This window comes from uncultured Gimesia sp. (assembly GCF_963976445.1).
Classification (GTDB): Bacteria; Planctomycetota; Planctomycetia; order Planctomycetales; family Planctomycetaceae; genus Gimesia.
In genome coordinates, this window is the sequence record NZ_CAXBKP010000013.1 from 58,159 (window position 1) to 77,584 (window position 19,426).

Annotated in this window: 14 protein-coding genes; 8 read left to right on the top strand and 6 right to left on the bottom strand. The window is 50.6% G+C overall.

Annotation, left to right across the window (positions count from 1 at the left end; genetic code table 11):
* Positions 1 to 68: 68 nt before the first annotated feature.
* Both AAC022_RS15470 and AAC022_RS15475 read left to right on the top strand, forming a co-directional pair.
* Positions 69 to 1,502 carry a hypothetical protein gene (locus AAC022_RS15470; RefSeq protein ID WP_339732348.1) on the top strand — a complete coding sequence of 478 codons (1,434 nt, stop codon included), beginning with the start codon at positions 69 to 71 and terminating at the stop codon, positions 1,500 to 1,502.
* Positions 1,503 to 1,622: 120 nt separating this feature from the next.
* Positions 1,623 to 3,011 carry a glutamate decarboxylase gene (locus AAC022_RS15475; protein ID WP_339732350.1) on the top strand — a complete coding sequence of 463 codons (1,389 nt, stop codon included), beginning with the start codon at positions 1,623 to 1,625 and terminating at the stop codon, positions 3,009 to 3,011.
* 14 nt (positions 3,012 to 3,025) lie between these two features.
* Here the strand turns inward: AAC022_RS15475 and AAC022_RS15480 are convergent, their stop codons facing one another.
* Together AAC022_RS15480 and AAC022_RS15485 are read right to left on the bottom strand one after the other, a co-directional pair.
* Positions 3,026 to 3,409, bottom strand: a complete 384-nt coding sequence (locus tag AAC022_RS15480) for a hypothetical protein (protein WP_339732352.1) — start codon at positions 3,407 to 3,409, stop codon at positions 3,026 to 3,028.
* Positions 3,410 to 3,564: 155 nt separating this feature from the next.
* On the bottom strand, positions 3,565 to 4,575 hold the full coding sequence (locus AAC022_RS15485; protein ID WP_339732354.1) for a DUF1559 domain-containing protein: 1,011 nt from the start codon (positions 4,573 to 4,575) through the stop codon (positions 3,565 to 3,567).
* A gap of 641 nt (positions 4,576 to 5,216) precedes the next feature.
* Here AAC022_RS15485 and AAC022_RS15490 point away from each other — a divergent pair.
* Positions 5,217 to 5,999 carry a DUF1080 domain-containing protein gene (locus AAC022_RS15490; RefSeq protein WP_339732355.1) on the top strand — a complete coding sequence of 261 codons (783 nt, stop codon included), beginning with the start codon at positions 5,217 to 5,219 and terminating at the stop codon, positions 5,997 to 5,999.
* A gap of 6 nt (positions 6,000 to 6,005) precedes the next feature.
* On the opposite strand, the gene AAC022_RS15495 is transcribed toward AAC022_RS15490, so the two are convergent.
* Positions 6,006 to 7,571, bottom strand: a complete 1,566-nt coding sequence (locus tag AAC022_RS15495; RefSeq protein WP_339732357.1) for an alkaline phosphatase D family protein — start codon at positions 7,569 to 7,571, stop codon at positions 6,006 to 6,008.
* Positions 7,572 to 7,813: 242 nt separating this feature from the next.
* Between AAC022_RS15495 and AAC022_RS15500 the strand changes: the two genes are divergently transcribed.
* Positions 7,814 to 8,614 (top strand): SGNH/GDSL hydrolase family protein, encoded by an 801-nt coding sequence (locus AAC022_RS15500; RefSeq protein WP_339732358.1) that lies wholly within the window; start codon positions 7,814 to 7,816, stop codon positions 8,612 to 8,614.
* Between the two features lie 1,257 nt (positions 8,615 to 9,871).
* Here AAC022_RS15500 and AAC022_RS15505 read toward each other — a convergent pair.
* Entirely contained in the window at positions 9,872 to 10,906 is a 1,035-nt protein-coding gene (locus tag AAC022_RS15505) for an NAD-binding protein (protein WP_339732359.1), read from the bottom strand.
* Positions 10,907 to 10,940: 34 nt separating this feature from the next.
* Positions 10,941 to 12,395: a hydroxysqualene dehydroxylase HpnE gene (gene hpnE / locus AAC022_RS15510; protein ID WP_339732361.1), complete on the bottom strand. Its 1,455-nt coding sequence runs from the start codon at positions 12,393 to 12,395 to the stop codon at positions 10,941 to 10,943.
* Between the two features lie 201 nt (positions 12,396 to 12,596).
* On the opposite strand from hpnE, the gene AAC022_RS15515 reads away from it, so the two are divergent.
* The 4 genes from AAC022_RS15515 (at position 12,597) to AAC022_RS15530 (ending at position 16,880) form a co-directional block, all read left to right on the top strand.
* Entirely contained in the window at positions 12,597 to 13,286 is a 690-nt protein-coding gene (locus tag AAC022_RS15515) for a ComF family protein (RefSeq protein ID WP_339732362.1), read from the top strand.
* Between the two features lie 72 nt (positions 13,287 to 13,358).
* A complete protein-coding gene (locus AAC022_RS15520) occupies positions 13,359 to 14,546 on the top strand; it encodes a DUF502 domain-containing protein (RefSeq protein ID WP_339732363.1) in 1,188 nt (395 codons plus the stop codon).
* 48 nt (positions 14,547 to 14,594) lie between these two features.
* Positions 14,595 to 15,551, top strand: coding sequence for a hydroxymethylbilane synthase (gene hemC / locus AAC022_RS15525; RefSeq protein WP_339732364.1), 957 nt, complete (start codon positions 14,595 to 14,597; stop codon positions 15,549 to 15,551).
* A gap of 207 nt (positions 15,552 to 15,758) precedes the next feature.
* Entirely contained in the window at positions 15,759 to 16,880 is a 1,122-nt protein-coding gene (locus AAC022_RS15530; protein ID WP_339732367.1) for a citrate/2-methylcitrate synthase, read from the top strand.
* Here AAC022_RS15530 and AAC022_RS15535 read toward each other — a convergent pair.
* A complete protein-coding gene (locus tag AAC022_RS15535; RefSeq protein ID WP_339732369.1) occupies positions 16,869 to 19,145 on the bottom strand; it encodes an MMPL family transporter in 2,277 nt (758 codons plus the stop codon). The genes AAC022_RS15530 and AAC022_RS15535 overlap by 12 nt on opposite strands.
* Positions 19,146 to 19,426 lie beyond the last annotated feature (281 nt).

Genomic DNA, 19,426 nt, shown 5'->3' on the forward strand with positions numbered 1-19,426 from the left:
GATCATTTCTCCCCAGCCGATAAGATATAAGTAACTGAACTTACATTCTGCATCAATGCGAGGGGATCATGAGCCAGCAGAGACAAATCGGCGTCACTGTCTTACCGGAATACCTGCAGTATGAGGGAGTCGAAGCAGTGCTCGACAATCTCATGCAACGCGCGGGAGTCACCGCGGTTGCAACCTCGCCTTATGTGATGCAACTGGCCGACGAACAAACCGGAGTGCGTGAACCGCCGGCCGATGCCGGTGCTGGAAAAGTCCGCCTGCTGGATCGTCCTCTCTGGCAAAACAAACGCGAGCTATGGGTCAAGACCTCACCCAGTTTTGTTCCCGATGAATCACTGTATGACGGTTTGCGCTACCAGCCGGCAAAACCCGATGATCTCACTCGCGATGCAGGGCATGTCGTCGCTGATTTCATCCAGGCGGCCCATGACCGAGACCTCGAAGTCTACTTCCAGGTGCAGGCGGCAATCCCTCCTGGATACCGTGTGCAGTTTGGTGGGCCGGTCGAAGATGATATTCCCCGTTTGCCCGATGGTTCCCTGCCGCGCAAACGTGTCGCGAATAACGGTAGCCTGGCCAGCCCGCACATCATTCAATATCAACACGCTTTCATTCGGGATCTGCTCCAGCATTATCCCGAGATCGACGGAATTCGTTTTGACTGGCCGGAATACCCGCCTTATTTTCTCGATTCCGCTTTTTTTGATTTCAGCGATCATGCCAAAGCAGCAGCCGACCGGCTGGGATACCGCTTTGACCAAATGCGGTCTGACGCACAGTCCTTATATCAAAAACTGAATGGGGGCCTGACCAACTTTGATCTGGAAAACTGGCTTTCGGAAGAAAATCAGGCTGCGAATTTCACCGTCTGGTTGAATGACCATTATCCGGGAGTTTCCGCCATGCTGTTGATGAAAGCACAGCTTTCCAAAGAGCTGCTGGCAGGGTTTCGCCAGACGATGGGCGAAACAGGAAAACCCGAAATCGAACTAGCCCCCAGTGCATTTCCGCCTCCCTGGTCAATCATTTCTGGAATGAATTACTCACTCGCTGCGAAGTACTGCAATTCAGTCAGCGTCAAACTGTATGGTATGCACTGGTCGATGATTCTGCGGTCTTACGGCGATCAACTCCTGGCCGCCAATCCTGGCATCTCCGAATCGTTACTGGTCCGTGCGCTGTTTAAGTTTCTCGACATCGCCGATTCCGAACCACCGGCGCGGTTGGCTGACATCACTTACCCCGGCCCGGATGAACCACATTTAACGGGACCGCATGCTCAGGAACGAAAAATTGCCGCAGCACGCAAGCTGGCCCGGCCGATGCCCATTTATGCACTTGCGCATGGATATGGCCCGACTGAAGATTTTCGCACCCGGATGCAAGTGGCGACCGACATCAGTCCTGACGGTGTGTGGGTCAATCGGTATTGTTATTTGAATGACGATAAGCTCGATATCATTGGACAATGCGCTGTCGGTTGCACGACATAACGAGAAAGTTTTCAGAAAAAGCGATCCTTGACGTCATCTTCATTCAAATCCCTGCGCCAGTCATTACCATAGCGGTACACTCATTCTTTACCGTTTTGATCATCCAGGAGGGAACAGTTCATGCTACACGGCCAAAAAAATTTGAATGATGAGGATCTCGATTCTGTTATCACCCCCGCATACGGCGGTCGCTATATCCGGGAACCGATTCCCAAATACCTGATGCCTAAAGAGGGGCTGCCCCCCAAAGTCGCCTATAACCTGATTCGCGATGAACTGATCTTAGACGGGAACTCGCGGCTGAACCTGGCAACCTTCGTCACCACCTGGATGGAAGACGAAGCAAAGCAGCTGATGTCGGAAACGTTCGACAAGAACATGATCGACAAGGATGAGTACCCGCAGACCGCAGAAATTGAACTGCGTTGTACAAATATGCTGGCAGATCTCTGGCATTCGCCTTCCGAAAAGAACTCGGTCGGCTGTTCGACCATTGGTTCCAGCGAAGCCGCCATGCTGGGTGGGATGGCACTGAAATGGAAATGGCGCCAACGCCGGGAAGCACAAGGGAAGCCCGCTGATAAACCCAATATGGTGATGGGCATCAATGTGCAGGTCTGCTGGGAAAAATTCTGCCGCTACTGGGAAATTGAACCTCGCTTCGTCCCGATGGAAGGGGATCGCTACTGTCTGACCGCAGAAGAAGCGGTGAAGCTAGTCGACGAAAATACGATTGGCGTCGTGGCCATCATGGGTAGCACGTTTGACGGCCGCTATGAAAACGTGAAAGAAGTCAATGATGCACTCGTGGAACTCAACGCGAAAACCGGCTGGGAAGTTCCCATTCACGTCGACGCCGCCAGTGGTGGTTTCGTAGCACCGTTTTTACAACCGGAAATCGAGTGGGACTTTCGGCTGCCTCTGGTGAAATCGATTAACACCTCGGGGCATAAATATGGATTAGTTTATCCCGGTGTAGGCTGGGTCATCTGGCGCGACAAAACAGAGCTTCCCGAGGAACTGATTTTTCACTGCAACTATCTGGGCGGCGATCTGCCTAATTTTGCGTTGAACTTTTCACGGCCCGGCAATCAAGTGGTGGCGCAGTATTTCAATTTCCTGCGACTCGGTCATGAAGGTTATCGCGAAATTCATCAGACTTCGCAGGATGTGGCGTTATATCTTTCAGCTGGCATTGCCGAACTGGGGCCGTTCGATCTGATCTCTGACGGCAGCGACATTCCCGTGTTTGCATTCACCACAAACGACAAAGCCAATTTCAGCGTGTTTGATATTTCCGATAAGGTTCGCGAACGCGGCTGGCTGGTTCCGGCCTACACGTTCCCGAAAAACCGGGAAGACCTTGCCGTCCTGCGGTGCGTCTGCAAAGAAGGATTCACACGCGACATGGCTGACATGCTGCTCGGTGACTTACAGAAGGCGATCGATTATTTCGCAGCTCGCCCCGATCACAGCCCGCAAACGGGCGGATCGGGATTTCATCACTAAGCTTTCTGAAGCAATTATTTCAGCTCAAAGGTAAATTCATTGCTGTCTGTTTTGACGTCCGCTTTGAGCGGGCTGTCATTCAGGCTGCGATACTGCTGCGGGATATTCGGGTACTCCTTTTTCGGAGCGGGGTTGTCAGGAGTCCCTTCAGGAGGCGCGACTACAACTGCGTAGTTGCCGAGCACTACATCAGAAAGCTGAACCTGTCCTGACTCATTTAAGATGCCCATGGCTCCTTCGCCTTTGCCGATCATCATCAGCCGGAGTTCTGCATCGGTCACGGGGGCCCCTGCATGAGTCACGGTGACTGTGATATCTGCGCGTTGTTTCGCTTCATCAGAAGCGCCGCCACCACAGCCTGATAGAAATGTGCTCGAGCAGATCAGGGTTAAAAACAAGAAATATCTGTCAAAAGAAATTGGTATCAACATCATTAGAGTACATCCAAAATAGATCTATAGCTGGAGGATCGCGAAGCAGTAAAGACCCCGTCTGTAAATCGACGGGGTCTTCGCGTACTATCAATATTTAAGCTGTTTGCTCAGGTGAGATCTTAAAACTCACCGAGTACTTCACCGTCATTCCTGGAACAGAGATTTGCCAGTGTACCGAAGTCAACATTCTCAGAGACAAACCGTACGGCGCCATCTGTTAACAGTACATGGGTGCCGCCGGTATGGTACGAGCCAATAATCGTATTGGCACCATAAGGGGCACTGGCTTCTGTTGGAGCACCCGACTCCCAGAAACTATTGATGGAATACATGACTGTTGTTGTGCCGGACCCCCAGTTCGAACCAGATCCGAGTGACGGCATTTTAGACGCCGTCCCCATTCCATTCCAACCTCCGTAGTAATTCGACCGGGCATCTTTCCCATTTACCTGTCCAGACTGCTCGGACACGATGACCGTGTTGGACGTTCCATCTTTTACATCACGCATACGAAAACAATCATTGGGTGCCAGCAAACCATTGTTACAATAAGTGCCGTTACCATATCCAGCGCCAGCGACAGAACAGACATTGGTTCGTCCTGCGGGGTCTGGAGTGGATCCTGCAATCCCGACATAATCCATGGTCTGCCCCTGATCGTAGTTATTCATTCCATTGTCGTTTGAAACGTTGGAATGTGGGCTGGACGGGCAGTTATACACGGGAACGCGTAACGTCTTTAAAACTTCATTCGTACCAGTTCCTGAACCGTAACCATAGGAGCCGCCACTATTCTGAGACATGAAGCCGCCTACGGTGGTACCGATATCAAAGTTCATCAGGTTGTAAGCGGGAGCCTGATCCAGATAGGGCAGGATCGGCGCACGCCAGTTGGGACGAATTCGTCCGGCCTGCTCACCAATCGGGAAGCGTAAAAACGTATCATGATAATTATGCATTGCCAAACCAATTTGCTTCAGATGATTTTTACACGTGCTTCTGCGAGCCGCTTCGCGTGCCTGCTGAACCGCCGGTAATAACAATGCAATTAAAATTGCGATGATGGCAATCACGACTAATAATTCAATCAGTGTGAAACCACGTTTGTGTAAAGCGTGCCTGCTAAACATGGAATTTCCTTCAAAAAATAAAACAATAAAATCAAGAGGACAGTGCCTTCAGCGAAAAAACTGTAAAGAGGTGAGGAGGGAAGCGAACAAACCGTTCTCGTGGAATGGCTGACTCTCGTCAGTGTTATACAAACCAGACGCGGCTCGCTTCTCCTGTCCGTTCCAGTTGATGTCATCGGAAATCAACAGATAAACAACTGAACCTCATCAGTGTGCCGAATGAACTCGATAGTTTTATCTATGCTAATCCCATACCAATTGATTCAACCGCGTTGAGTCTCGGCAACAACACCTGTCAGAACAAACTAACTAAAATCTATCCTTGCGTTCATCTCAACTAAACGTAGTGCCATTGACTTCAGAATGCAGGAAGATGATTTTTAAAGTCGAATTTCAAAAATTGAGACCGGAATCTATCTGCTGACTTCATTGTGTGAAACCACGATCAGTAGCCCACTATTTATAGAAATTTTCAAAAGTGATTTATTCTTGCCATCGTGCGCTTCACTGCGTGCCTATTAAAATAGCAACATGGCCATACATGCAGTTTGTTTTTGTCTGCCAATTTGGATCAATTGTTCTCGTACCAGAAATAGCAGATAATGCAGATTCGCTATAACCGTTAACCAGAAGGAACCACCATGCGCATCACTCCACTCGTTACCAGTCTGTGTACACTTTTGATACTCACCGCGTTCGGCTTAACTGCACGGGCAGAAGTCGGCGTCTCTGCCAAGCCACCCACGGATGCCAGAGTTCTGCTGGATGGAAGCCGGAAGAAACTCGATGATCAGTGGACCTACTGGAAAGGTCCCCGCTTCAGTTCATCGCTTCCTATCAAGTGGAAGGTCGTCGAAGATCCGATTGATGCTGGCACCGTGATCATGTCCGATGACCCAGCGGCCGTAGGTGGAAAGTACGGAACAGCCGACATTGTGACCAAACAGAAATATCGTGACTTCCGGTTGCACGTCGAATTTCTGGTGATGAAACCCGGCGGAAACAGCGGCGTGTATCTGCAGAACCGCTATGAAATTCAAATTCTTGATGGCGACAAAACCAAGCACGGGATGGGCGCTGTCATCAACAAAACCGAATCGCCGTACCATGCATACAACGGCACAGGAAAATGGAACGCCTACGATATCACCTTCCGCGCCGCCCGCTTCAAAGACGGGAAGCTTGTTGAAAAGCCATTGGTCACGGTGTATTTCAACGGCAAAAAAGTCCACGAAAACGTAAGCATCAACAAGGTCTGGGGCGGCCCAAATTCCGGTCTCGATGGTGGCAATGATAACGGGTTCGGCATCACCGACACTCCTGGCGGAATCAAACTTCAGTGCGAAGGTCACGACGTACGCTACCGCAACGTCTGGATCAAACCACTCGATTTGAAAACCGCTGATACTAACTTCAAAGAATAGTCGTCACTATTTCTGCTGCGGGGGAATGTCATGCTGATAGAGCAGCTTGCCCTTCTCATCATAGAACAGAAACGAAAGTGTCGCCGGCTGCTGTTTGTCGGCCGGTGTCACTTTCACCTGCAGAAAACCACCGGAACGCGGATCCTGATAATAGGGTTGCTTGATCAGCCCTTTGGGATCGGTCGATTTCGGATCGCCGGGTTTGCGGCCTAAACGCGAATTGGCATCGACCAGCGCGCCGCAGGAGAACTCTTCGAATCCACTCGGATCAACGGCATGATATTGCCAGTGTCGATCGCCACAGACGATGAAGAAGTTCTGCTGATCCAGGCCGTTCTCTTTGAGCCACTTGAAGAACTCATCGCGCTCATGCCGGAATCCGCCGATATCACAGTGATTGTCGGTCTTGCGTAAATCGTCGGGGCCAATCATCGGTGTCGGCGAGACGAGTATCTTGAATGACGCGTCACTCGCATTCAGTGTTTTCTTTAACCACGCGTTCTGTTCCTTACCCCAGATCGTTTTTCCCGGGCCGTCTTCCATCGCATTGGGACTGCGGTACATGCGGTTTTCCGGAAGCCAGATTTGTAGTTCTTTGCTCACCCGATGGGTACGATACGTTTTGGCATCCTTGTCGTCCATCGGTGCGACCGGCAGTTGTTCCAACATCATCCGACGGCCCTCTTCGGGTGTGGGATGATGATCGCCCGTGTTATCACCATCATCGATGCGATAATCGTGGTCATCGATTTCCCAGTAAGTCGGAACGGCTGCAAACAGGTCACGAAAACGTGGCTGAATAAATTGCTCGTGCCATTTCCGATGCATTTCTGGAATCGTTTTCGCGCGAGGCTTATCGGGTGTGTCATAATAAACGTTATCCCCGGTGCCGATGAAGAAGTTTGGTTTCAGTTTCAGAATCGTTTCCAGCGCGGGATAACCCAGATGTTTATCGGGGCCGGAATAAGCCTGTGGCAGCTTTGTATTGTTCTCTTCTAAATGCTGTTTTTGATCGATGCGTTGATCACCATGAAACTTGGCATAGTTCATACCGGTCACGACGACAAAATCAACCGGTTCGGCCAGTGTCGGTCCGGGTAACGTTTCAAAGTGAGCTGTGGGGCCGGCGTGCAACTGTTCTGCGGTTGTTCCCACTTCGGTTTTGCACTCATATTTGGTTCCGGGTTTTAAGCCAGTAAAGGCAGCCCGTGCGATAAAATCGTGATCGGCGGCCGCTTGTACGACTTGTGGGCTATCTTTGACAGCCTCAGATTTTTCTGATGAAACCGGCGACAGTGTGAATTTGACAATCCCCGGCATGCCTTTGACATCACGGTCGACCAGTTTGTCGGTCTCTGTCAGTCGCACCTGGACCAGCGCACTATCGGGAGTGGCTTCTCCGACCATAATTCCCATCCCAGCCAGGGGGAGTTCAGAATCCGATTTCGTTGAAACCGCCGCTTCTTCTCCCTGTTCGACCGCAGTGGCAGGCGTTTGGGTGTCTGGCTTTTCACAGCCTGACAGGAGAGAGGCAGATACCAGCATTAGACAAAACAGACAGTAAACCCTCATGTGAGCACTCCCTCAGAAATCAGCAAATGAAATTAGTCAGTGCGTCTATTCTATTGAGTTCCCATTCTGGACCCAACACAAAACAACGTCGAATTGCAGCATTCCTCAGATGCGTTGATTTTTCAGAAACCTGAGAGAATCAACTTGCTGTTCAGGATCTATTTACCCCAAAATGGGAGCAGGCCCTCATTGTTGCCATATCATTATGTTACCGCTGATTCCTTTTATAAAGAAGAGACACCATGAAGCCGTTCAAACTGATTCCGCTATTCGCGATTTGTCTCATCACGTTGACTCACTCTACGTTGTCTCACTCTGTGTTTGCAGAGCAGCAGGCAGAAGACGCCTGGCAAAAGCTGGTCCGCTCGCCTCGTTTAAATAAACGTCCCGCATTTCAGTTTGTCGAAAACAATTCTCAACTGCCGAACGTCTTCCTGTATGGCGATTCGATTTCCATCGCCTACACCGATGCCACCCGCGATGCGCTCAAGGGAAAAGCCAACGTCTATCGCCTGTATTGCAACGGCGGCGATTCTTCATCGTTCATCAAAAAAATGCAAACCATGCACGACGCAATGCGGGACAAAGACCTCAAAGGACACTGGGACTTTGACTGGGACGTAATTCATTTCAACGTGGGTCTGCACGATCTGAAATACGTGAAGGGACGCAAACTGGACCGAGTGAATGGCAAGCAGGCGATTTCTCTTGAAGACTACGAAAAGAACCTGCGTGCGATGATCGCTTACCTTAAAGAACTGGCACCGAAGGCCAAATTAATCTTCGCGACGACCACTCCCGTGCCGGAAGGTGAGGCAGGGCGCGTTGCCGGCGACGCCGCAAAGTATAACGCGGCCGCGTTGAAAGTGCTCAAAGACCACCCCGAAATTGGCGTTAACGACCTTTACGGCTTCACGAAGCCGCATCACAAAGAATGGTGGACCAAACCGGGCAACGTTCACTTCAACGCCACCGGTGCCACCGCCCAGGGAAAAGAATCTGCCCGCGTGATCAAACAGGAGCTCAAAAAACGGGATTCGTGATTTGGGAGCGTGGCTTATGGTAGCAGTGTGGGAGTGGTCTTGGTTCACACATGATTTTTTCTACCACGAAAGGCACGAAACAACACGAACGGTTTTTCTTTCAGAAAAAGAGGATGGGGTGGTCCCGGATGGAATCCGGGATTGCCGCCGACAACAGGATGTGGCAGATTTCACAGGCGAATTCATAACAACAAAACGAATCATGTAAGCGTAGGGTCTGGCCTATGTGCCTGCCCGCCTGACGGGTTTCGATTCTGTATTACTCTTGAGATGGAACCGGAAGAAATGCTTCAGAGATGATCACACAAACTACTTCGATACCGCGGGCGAGCACATAGACTCACCCCTACAAAACGGTTTCTCTGCAACAAATCGTTCGTGTGTTTTACAACTTCCTGCTCTCCGTGTGCCATCCATGAGGAAGTCTCTGTCGGCTGGTCCGACAGTGCGCGTGGTATCAGGCGGATGCATCTCTTCCACTCTCTCTTTCCATTTGAGTGAAGACTGTTTACCGAATGCTATCTTGAGACCCCCTCGTTCAATTTCACTATCATTTTCCTACTTGTTACGCGCGGCCCGAATTGCATTCGGGGGTACCCTTTTCTTTCAAAAAATAACAGAGTTGATGTTAAATTGGTGACGAATTTTCATCTGTGGGCGTTGATTGCGGTTTTATATAATACTGAGTTGGTTTTCGCACTTCCGACAGGAACGGTAAATCGCTTTGCATGGCCGGACGAGCCGGGCGGTGTCACACGGCAGTTTATATAACGCTGCGCTGGTTTTATTTGATTTTCATGGAGGAGTGAACTGGTATGTTTCGTTTGTCTATTGGGGTTTGTTCTTTGTGTTTCTTTGATGAGGGCGATTATCGTAGGTGGCGAGAGGGCGTCAATCGGGGATCGTTATTCTTCTTGCGGGAACCGCTAATGATATGCCTCTCATGTTCTGTAATAGCCAAGTGATATCCAATGAAAGCGTCTTGAAGTCGTTTGAAGCTTGGTGCTCAGTTGGAACTACCGGACACAACGTTGGAAAAATCGGTTTCAAACCAGGGGCTTTTATGAGGAGCGGATTCACAGGGGGCCTGTTACCAGTGCATAAACCACTGTTGCTCACGCGCGCGACGCTGACTCCGCAGTTTAGAGAGAGACTTGAGTGCGTCAAGAGGAGAAGAAACCCTGTATTTTAAGTAGTATCAGGAAATTTGAAGATACTCGTTGCTGTCAAGGCAAATTGCTTTTGGGCTTAATTGTGTTATGCAGAGACTTCTTCGAATTCGTTGAATTCTTCCATGAGTTGATTGACGGCATTGGAAGAGCCGAGGGCGAAGATGCTGTCGCCGGCGTTAAGGATCGATGAACTGGGGGGCGGCATTTGTGGTTCCTGTTCGGGTTTGCAGATGCCGACGATCATGATGCCTTTGGTACTGAAATCGGTTTCACTTAATTTTTTACCGCAGTACGGATTGGCTTCATTGATCTGGAGGTCAGCAACCTGAAAGCCGCCGATATGTTTACTGGCGACTTCGACGAAATCCTCGACGGCAGGGTGAATCATGAAACGCGCGATTTTGACGGCACCGCTGCGAAACGGGCTGACGATGCGGTTGGCGCCTGCATGTTTGATTTTTTCTCCGGCTTTGTCATCGCTGGCGCGGGCGATGATCTGGAATTCGGGGTTCAGCATGCGTGCGGTGAGGACGACGTAGACATTATCGGGGTCGCTGGGCAAGGCGGCAGCCAGGGATTTCGCTTTCTCGATACCAGCACTTTGCAGCACGAAATCATCGGTGGCATCGCCGTGAATATATAACCAATTTTTATTTTCGCAGACGAGTTGCAAGCGTTCTTCGTTACTGTCGATTACGACGAATGGTTTTTCGCGTTCGTGGAGGTATTCACAGATGGATTCCCCCATACGACCGATGCCACACACAATGTAATGGCTGTCTAAATTTGAGATTGATTTCTGCATTCGTCGTTTCTCCAGGATTGAACTCATTTGTTGACGAACGATCCACTGACCGAGTTGTGAGACACTGTAGGTGAAAATCCCCAAACCAAACATGAGGTAGAAAATGATAAAGATTTTGCCGTTATCCGTCAGGGAAACGGGGTCTTCATAACCGACGGTTGTCGCCGTGATCACAATCATATACAGACTGTTTAACCAGGAAGCCCCTTCGATCACCCGAATTCCGACTGTTCCAAATATCGTAAACCCGACCAGCAGAAAGACGATGCGAAGAAACTGCGCAATCGACTGCTTTTGCTGCTTTGTCTGATTCATGGCTGCGGAGATCTGAAAAAACATGCGTGTGAGTTTACAGTCTGAAAAGAATTTTGGATAGAATACTGGTTTTCTCGGGAGGTAATAATAACGATTCCGGCTGTCCCAGATCTTCCAGCAGAAACTCAGCCGCCTGTAATCCACTCCGGACGGCCCCTTCCATCGTGGCAGGCCAGCCGGTAGAAGTCCAGTCTCCGGCGAGGTATAAGCCTGCTACTTCGGTTCGTTGTGATGGTCTTAGCTGTTCGACGCCCGGCTTCACGGAAAAGACGGCCTGGTGCTCGGTGACCATACGACTGTGTGTGAGCTGGGCCTGTTTTGTCTCGGGCCAGATGCGGCTCAGCTCTTCGGTGACGGTGTCGATGATGTCTGCCTGCGTGCGTCCCTGTCTGGCTTTGCCGGTGAGATTGTGACTGGCGGAGATCACGATCTGGTAATAAAATCCTGTTTCTGCAGGCTGCTGCATGATGCGAGTGCGGTTAAACATCCACTGCGACAGGCAGTCAACGAAGACAGCATGCGGGAGGTCGGTGATCTCACGATCAAACCAGAGATGGACGCTGGTGATGGGAGCCGCTTCGAGCTGCTCGATACTGGTTAATGCTTCGCGCCCCTGGAATGATTCCGGAAGCAATTCCAGGACCCGCTGATGTGGTACTGCGATTACAGCCCGTTGGCAGTCAATATTTTTTCCGTTTCGTAACTGGATTCTGGTGACTTGGTTGTCTGCGATCTCGACACGACTCACACCGGTTTGCAGATAGACGATCGCATCTTGCTCTTGTAACCGTTTGAGTATGCTTTCGCCGTACAATTGTTCCAGAGGCACGGTGGGAATCAGCACTTGCCAATTGTTACGGGCTCTAAGAAAACCGTCGACGAATACCTTACGTGCGTGCGAGAGGCTGATGCGGTCGAGACTTTCGCTTAACGCGCTGACGAGGACGACATTCCAGAAGCGATCAATGGTGTTTTGAGTTTGCCCCTGCGCGGCGAGCCAGGCGGCGATGGTGGGCTCATTCTGTTCGTCGACGGTAGTCAGGGCCAATTGTTTCAGTCCCCGGGCCAAGCCGAGTTTCTCCTGCCAGGACAGGTAAGAGAGACCACCAAATGCTGGCAGTAAATGCAGGGGCGCTGGCAGTAGTCGATTCGCGGCAAAGCGATTGATTTTGAATGGCTGATCAGCCAGATCGGAGCCGGGCTTTCTGGGGCCGACGAAATAAAGTTGTTTTTCTCTGTGGAAAGAGTCGGCGATGCCGAGTGTTTCACAAAAGCGATTGAACTCGTGACAGCAGCCCATGCTGACATGCTGGCAGTTATCGATCAGGTGCTGTGACTGTTTGTCTTCAAAGGAGCTGGCTCTGCCTCCCAGTCGGGGACGCGACTCAAGCAGAGTAATGGGGATTCCTCTGTCCGCGAGAGTCACGGCACAAGTCAATCCGGCCAACCCACCTCCGATGATGACGACTTCTGAGTGTTTGGCTCCCAATGACATTTCCTGACAAACTCAAGTTGTTTTAAGAAAACGACCCAGGCCTGTACATTGGGTCTGTATTTCCTGAGATCTCTGATATAGTATGTGAGGATACCGAAATTAAGCCGTGATCCTAGAGGTGACTTTAGTGAAATCATGAAATATTTGGGGATTCCACAGTTGTCCACAGACTGGCTGAAAAAGGGAAGGAGCTTTGTGTACCCTCCCCGCTGCTCACTGTGCGGTCTAGCCCGGATTTGTTCCGGTACGAATTGTGGCGTTCAAATCGAGCGAATTGCTCCCACAGTAGATCAGGCGTGTGACCGGTGCGGTGCTCCCGTCGGTCCTCATCTGGACACCTCTGACGGCTGCAGTTATTGCAAAACGGAACGTTTTTTGTTTAAGCGTGCGATCGCATTAGGAAAATATCAGGGTCCGTTACGCGAAATCATATTAAAATTGAAACAAAACCATGGTGCTTATCTGGGAGGGGATCTGGGGGGTCTGCTTTTCCATCGGAATGCGGAAATCTTCGAGAAACTAGCATCCAGTCTGATTATTCCGGTTCCCTTACACTGGACATCGCGTCTGCACCGTACGCACAATCCGGCCAGTATCATCGCAGAGGCCCTGTCTGGCCGCTTGCAAGCAAAATACTCCGGGAATATACTCGCCAAACGAAAACGAACTCCCGCACAGACCAGTTTGACGCCATCAAACAGGAGAAAAAATCTGCGAGACGCATTTGCCATACGCAGACGTAAGCGGGTGGTCGGTCAGACTATTTTACTGGTTGACGATGTCATGACGACCGGGTCAACTGCCAATGCTGCGACGCGTGTTTTGCTTGATGCAGGTGCTGCTGAAATCAATGTTGCTGTGGTTGCCAGAGCACCTGGTTTGTAACTTAACAATATAGGATCTCCACGGAAAACGGTCGCCGTTTTTGTGGATACAATAGACAAGGCAAGTACTTCGATGGATTCGAGTACAACTCCCCCTCCGGATGAGAAACCAGACACTAAAACGGAGAAAAAAGCCATCGGCACCACCCACCGTTTTTTTCTGAGAGGCTTGGCCATCAGCCTGCCTCCCATTCTGACGCTGGTGATCGTGATCTGGGTCGCGGGTATTGTGAACAATTATATCATTGCCCCCACCACCACCACCGTGCGGTATTGTATCGCTTACTTTACCGATGCTTCGGAACCGCGGGATGATTTCGTGGAGCTGAATAAACTGCCGCCGCTGGAATATTGCCGTGACGATTACCTGATCAGTAAATCGCATGTCACTAAGGTTGAAGCGATAGAAAAAAAGGCCGGTTCTTTGGGAACGAACCGCAATAATATCATTCCATATGCCTGGGTCCCGTTTGGAGATCGAGCGGTACCTTATGCGGATTATCGCGAAGTTGCCAAACGGATACGCGCCTCTGACATGCCCACGACGGCGATGGGCCTGTATATGGAACTAGCGACGACCCGCTGGTTCAAGAGTCTGTTTCATTTAAGTGCAGTGGCAGTCGCGTTAACGATTGTGGCATTGTATTTTCTGGGACGTTTCGTGACGGCACGGATCGGTTCGTGGATGGTGATTAAATTCGAACAGGGAGTGCTGGCGCGTTTGCCGGTTGTGAGTAACGTGTATTCGTCTGTGAAACAGGTGACCGACTTTTTCTTCAGTGAGCGGACCGTCGATTACAGTCGTGTCGTCGCAGTAGAGTATCCCCGGCGGGGAATCTGGTCGCTGGGATTTGTGACCGGAGACAGTATGCTGGAGATGACCGTCACAGCGGGTGAACCGCTGGTAGCAATCCTGATTCCCACCTCTCCGATGCCGGTAACCGGCTATACCATGAGCGTCCCCAAAGGTGAAGTTGTTGACTTGAATATCACAGTCGATCAGGCATTTCAGTTCTGTCTTTCATGTGGTGTGCTGGTACCTCCCCAGCAGAGAGTGACTGATGAACTGCTGCGGGAAGAACTGGGAAAACGGCTGTTGGGTGATCGCAAGCTGGCTGGTTTTAAAGTGCAGATTGCACCACCTGAGCCAACGACACAAACCTCAACTCTTGAGGATGAGCATGCGACAACAGAAACCAAGCCGGAAGAATCGCTGCCCGACCAACCAGGCATTCCCGAAAAACCACCGGAAACCAATTGATCTGCTGTACCAGTGCAGATTGAACTACAAGTATCTAGAAAGTAATTGATGAACCAGACGTCTGAACAACGTCCTTTGCGGATTGCGACCCGTGCCAGCCGCCTGGCGCTCTGGCAAGCCTATTATGTTTCGGACCTGCTGAAATCAATTTCGATCGACCGCCCGATCGAAATTGTGCATATTACATCGGAAGGTGACCGCGACCTGACTTCCCCACTGTCAGAATTCGGCGGACTCGGCGTGTTTACGCGCGAAGTTCAGAAAGCGGTCCTCGACGGCCGCGCCGATCTCGCCGTTCACAGCTTAAAGGATTTACCAACCGAGCAGGCGCCGGGCTTACAGCTTGCGGGTATTCCGGAACGAGGCCCGCTGTATGACGTATTAATTTTTCCTCAAGGTTCAGCAGCGGTCAACAGCATTTCAGATCTACCCGCTGATGCCCGGATTGGAACTGGCAGCTTGCGCCGACGTGCTCAACTATTGAATCATCGCGCGGACCTGCAGATGCTGGAGGTTCGCGGCAATGTCGAAACGCGGCTGAAAAAACTGGACGCGGGTGAATACGATGCACTGTGTCTGGCGGAAGCGGGTATGGTACGTCTGGAGTTACTGGAGCAACGCACTTCGTTGTTACTGACTCCGCCGGATGTTTATCCTGCCGTCGGACAAGGGGCGCTGGGTATCGAGTGTCGTGCTGATGACAACGAAACGGGGTCTCTCTTGAATGCGATTTCGGACGAGTCTACAAAAGCCGCCACCACTGCAGAGCGAAGTCTGTTGGCGTTTCTACGTGCGGGCTGCCATGCGCCGATTGGCGCGCTGTCCCAAATTAAAGACAACGAGCTGACTCTGGAAGCGGTTGTTTTAAGTGCTGATGGACAAGAACGGATTACGGCGACCGCCAGCGGTACTTTTGAAGAAGCGGCCGAGATTGGAATTCAGGCCGCACAAAAATTGCTTGATACGGGGGCAGGCCGACTGATTTCAACGGACGACGATTCCTGAAGTCCCGTTTCCTGGTTTATTTCAGCGAATTATAGGCCAGAGTAAAAATAGGCCGTCTTACAAGAGACCGTACCTGTAAATTATTTCCCTAATCTTCGGGAAATCGCCCCTCAAGGGCTGTCGATTCTGTTTTGGATATCAGTTATAGTAGTGAAGGAATGGACTGCCTATTATTAACCAAATCAGGAAGAGCGGAAGGTTATCGACATGGAACGTCACCCTTATCGCCCCGGCTTATCCGGGATCATTGCGACAGAGACTGAGATATCCCAGGTTCAGGATGGTTTGACCTATCGCGGATATCCGATCGATGAGCTAGCCAAGGAAGCGTTGTTTATTGAAGTTGCTTACCTGCTGTTGCACGGCGAGCTTCCCAGTCATGAGCAACTGGCTGACTTTCAAACACTGCTGGTTGAAAGCGGTTCCCTGCCTCAACCGGTCATCGCCACCGTTCAAGCGATTCCTTCCCATATCGATATGATGGAAGTCATTCGTACGGGCGTGAGTCTGTTGGCGCATTTTGATCCGCAAATGGAATACGGCATGTTTATGTCGGAGGTCTCGAATACCCAATACATGCTGGCCATGTTGCCTCAGTTGATTGCCTATCGATACCATCAGGTTAATAGATCGACGCCGGTCGAACCGAATTTTCATCATTCGTACGCCGGCAGTTTCTGGTATATGTTGAAAGGGGATGAACCTTCTCAACTGGAAGAAGAAGCGTTTAATGCCGCTTTGATTATGTATGCTGATTATGGATTGGCTCCTTCCACATTTGCCGCGCGTGTCGTGGCATCCACGGGCAGCCCGCTGTATTCCGCCGTGTGTTCTGCCATCGGTTCGATCAACGGCCAGTTGCATTGCAGTTCCGGAGCAGGAGTTCTGGATGCTTTGCAGGAAGCGATGTATTCTGGCAATGCAGAAGACTGGGTTTGCCAGGAAATCACCAAAGGAAAACGTGTGTTGGGTTTTGAAAGTTCCTCCCACAAAGGCCGCGATCCGCGGTCGACTGTTTTGAAAGCCTATTGTTCTCAGCTGGCGAGTGCATTGGGGCAAACAGAGATGGAAACAGCCGCTGACACCATCGAAGACATGATGGGAAAGATCCAGAAAGTTCATCCTCGTGTCGAATGGCATGCCAGCCGCCTGCTGCATTATCTGGGCTTTGAACCCGAACTGTTCACGCCGATTTTTACTGTTTCACGCTTGGTCGGCTGGGTCGCGCATATTATTGAGCAGACAGAGAACAATCATCTGTATCAGCCTTTATCGCGCTACGTAGGGATGGATCAGCGAAAATACAAACCGTTGCCGTTACGCAGCTGATTCTCTGTTATCGGTATAAAACAAGCGTAACAGGATCGGCAGTAAAATCAGCGAACCTAACATACCCCCGATCATGGCGACGCTGACTAGCGCCCCAAAGTAGATCAGAGGAATGAAGTGCGATAACGTGAGCACGCTGAAGCCGGCGACCAGAGCACAGGTAGCAAAAATGATCGCCCGGCCGACACTCTGGTGAGTCCGTCGTAATGCATCGGTAATCGAAGCGCCGCGGGAACGTTCTCTTAGGAAGCCTGTGATGAAATGGATACTGGAATCTGTCGTCAGCCCCATAGAGACACTGGCGATCATGGCAGTTCCAATATTTAAAGGCAGACCAAACCAGCCCATTGCACCGACGACGAGCACGATGGGAAATAGATTCGGAACCATGGAAATCAGACCAATTTTCAAGCTGCGAAACGCGATGGTCATCATCGCCAGAATACTGGCACCGGCTAACAGAAAGCTGAAAAGCTGGTCTTTGAGCAGGCTGTCAATCAGGTAAGCCAGCAGGATAAAGATTCCGGCTGCTTTGCCTGGTTCCACGGATTTTAGGGTTGAATCGCCGGCAGTCTGTTTGACGTCGGCTCCCGGAAAGTGCTTCTTTGCGAGAGAGTCGACCTTGTGAATCAGCGAGAGTTTTTCTTCAGCCGACTGACGTTCGAGTGCCCGCAAAACAATGCGCATACGTCCTGTTTCAGAGTTATAGAGACTGCTTTCAAAATCGGGCTGCAGCGTTTTGATTTGATCCAGTTTGGATTTCAGCGGGTCTGATGCAAAGGGGATTTTCGGTATAAAATCCAGTGTTTCGGTGATGGAAATTACTTTGGTTAACTGTTGTTTGCCCGGCGGGTTGACCTGCTCCAGATCTTTTGCCAAAGCACGCACGCGATCTAGATATTCCTCAGTCAGTTGAGGTGGTGCGGGGAAGTTTACCTCCCAGGTCGAGGCGCCTCCCAGTCGGGTCTCGACGAAGTTGAGCGACTTGACAATATCACTCGAATCACGAAAGTTCTTGCTGAAATCTGTTTCGACTTTCAAACGATAGAAACCAGCTGCGGCGAAGAGAACGAAAAACAGCGTTGCCCCCAGTAACAGTTTGGGATAACGCTCTGTACCGATACAGACTTTTTTCAACAGGCGTTCGAGCCCTTTTTCCGAAGAATGCTTGAGTGGTGCGCTGAGATGGCCTAACGAGATTCCGCCCGGCAGCAGGATTGTTGCCGCTAAAAGTACGAACATCGTTCCCAAAGCCATCATAATTCCGAAACTTCGAACAGGGGCAATTTCACTTGTCAGCAGCGAAGCGAAGCCAGCGGCTGTGGTGGCGCAGGTCCAGAAGATCGCCGGTAATAATTCCACCATGGTTTGGCGAATGGCTCGGGGTCGCGAAATATTATTGCGCTGCAATTCCTGAAAGTGGACCGCAACATGTGCGACTGTGGCAATGCCGATAATGGTCACTAGCGAGTTGAGCATGGAGCTGACCATACTTAACTGGAAATTCCCCAGGACCAGAATGGCTTCCGTCCATAAAATGGAGCAGATGACAACCAGCAATGGCAGCATCACCCAGCGTAACCGTCGAAATAACAGAAACAAAACCAGTGCTAGCAGATTGAGAGAGACCTTGAACAGGATATCCCCATCTTCTTCGACATAACGGAACATGTCGTGCACCTGCACCGGTTCGCCAACGACGTAGGCTAGTGGCGTATGGGCCTTTGCCAGGCGGCGAATCATGCGAAAGGTCTGGGCGCGCGGAACAGGAGAATCTTCTTCCGGCAAAAGACGCAGCACGATGGCGGTGGTTTGATTGTCGTCCCCGATCAGAACGCCGCGAAACAGCTTTGTGAGTTCATCCTGTTTCCGTCGAATGAGAGCGCGGAGAATAAAATTGAGTTTGGGCGGGGAAAGTGCATCCGCCAGATTCTGTGTCACGTCCGCATTGACGCCTGGTATTTTGCTGAGTTCCTCTGAAAACCTGCGGACTTCGACCAGGCTTTCCGGTTCTAATAAATGGGGCGTGGTGTACGCCACGAAGACAAATTCATCGCCACCGAATAAGGCTTTGCTCTCCAAGTAATCCAGTAAATGCTGGTCATCTTTGGCATACAGGGATTCAATTGATTGTTCAAAGGTCAGCTGCGAGGCCGGAAAGATGGCCAGGCCGGTTAAAACCATAGAAATCAGTAACAGTATCCAACGCAGTTTGTAGAGACGATCTACCAATGATTCAAGCCATCGCCGCGGGTGACTACTCATAAAGAAAGACCGTATCCTACTGCCTGCAAGGCAACTAATGCTGAAAAAACTGGCCCGCTACTGTGATACAGAAATGATCCCAGAGCAACACAACAACTCAGACACTCATGACGGACTATATCGCAGAAGAATCATGATTTCACCTCTGAGCGAACGTTTTTTGGCAGGGGGCCATTATTTCTATCTAAAAAAATGACCTCTCAGCCTGTTGAGTAACCCCTTGTTTCTTCCGTGACAGACCTGCATACTTTAGGAGTCTTTCCCTTCTGAACTCGACGGAT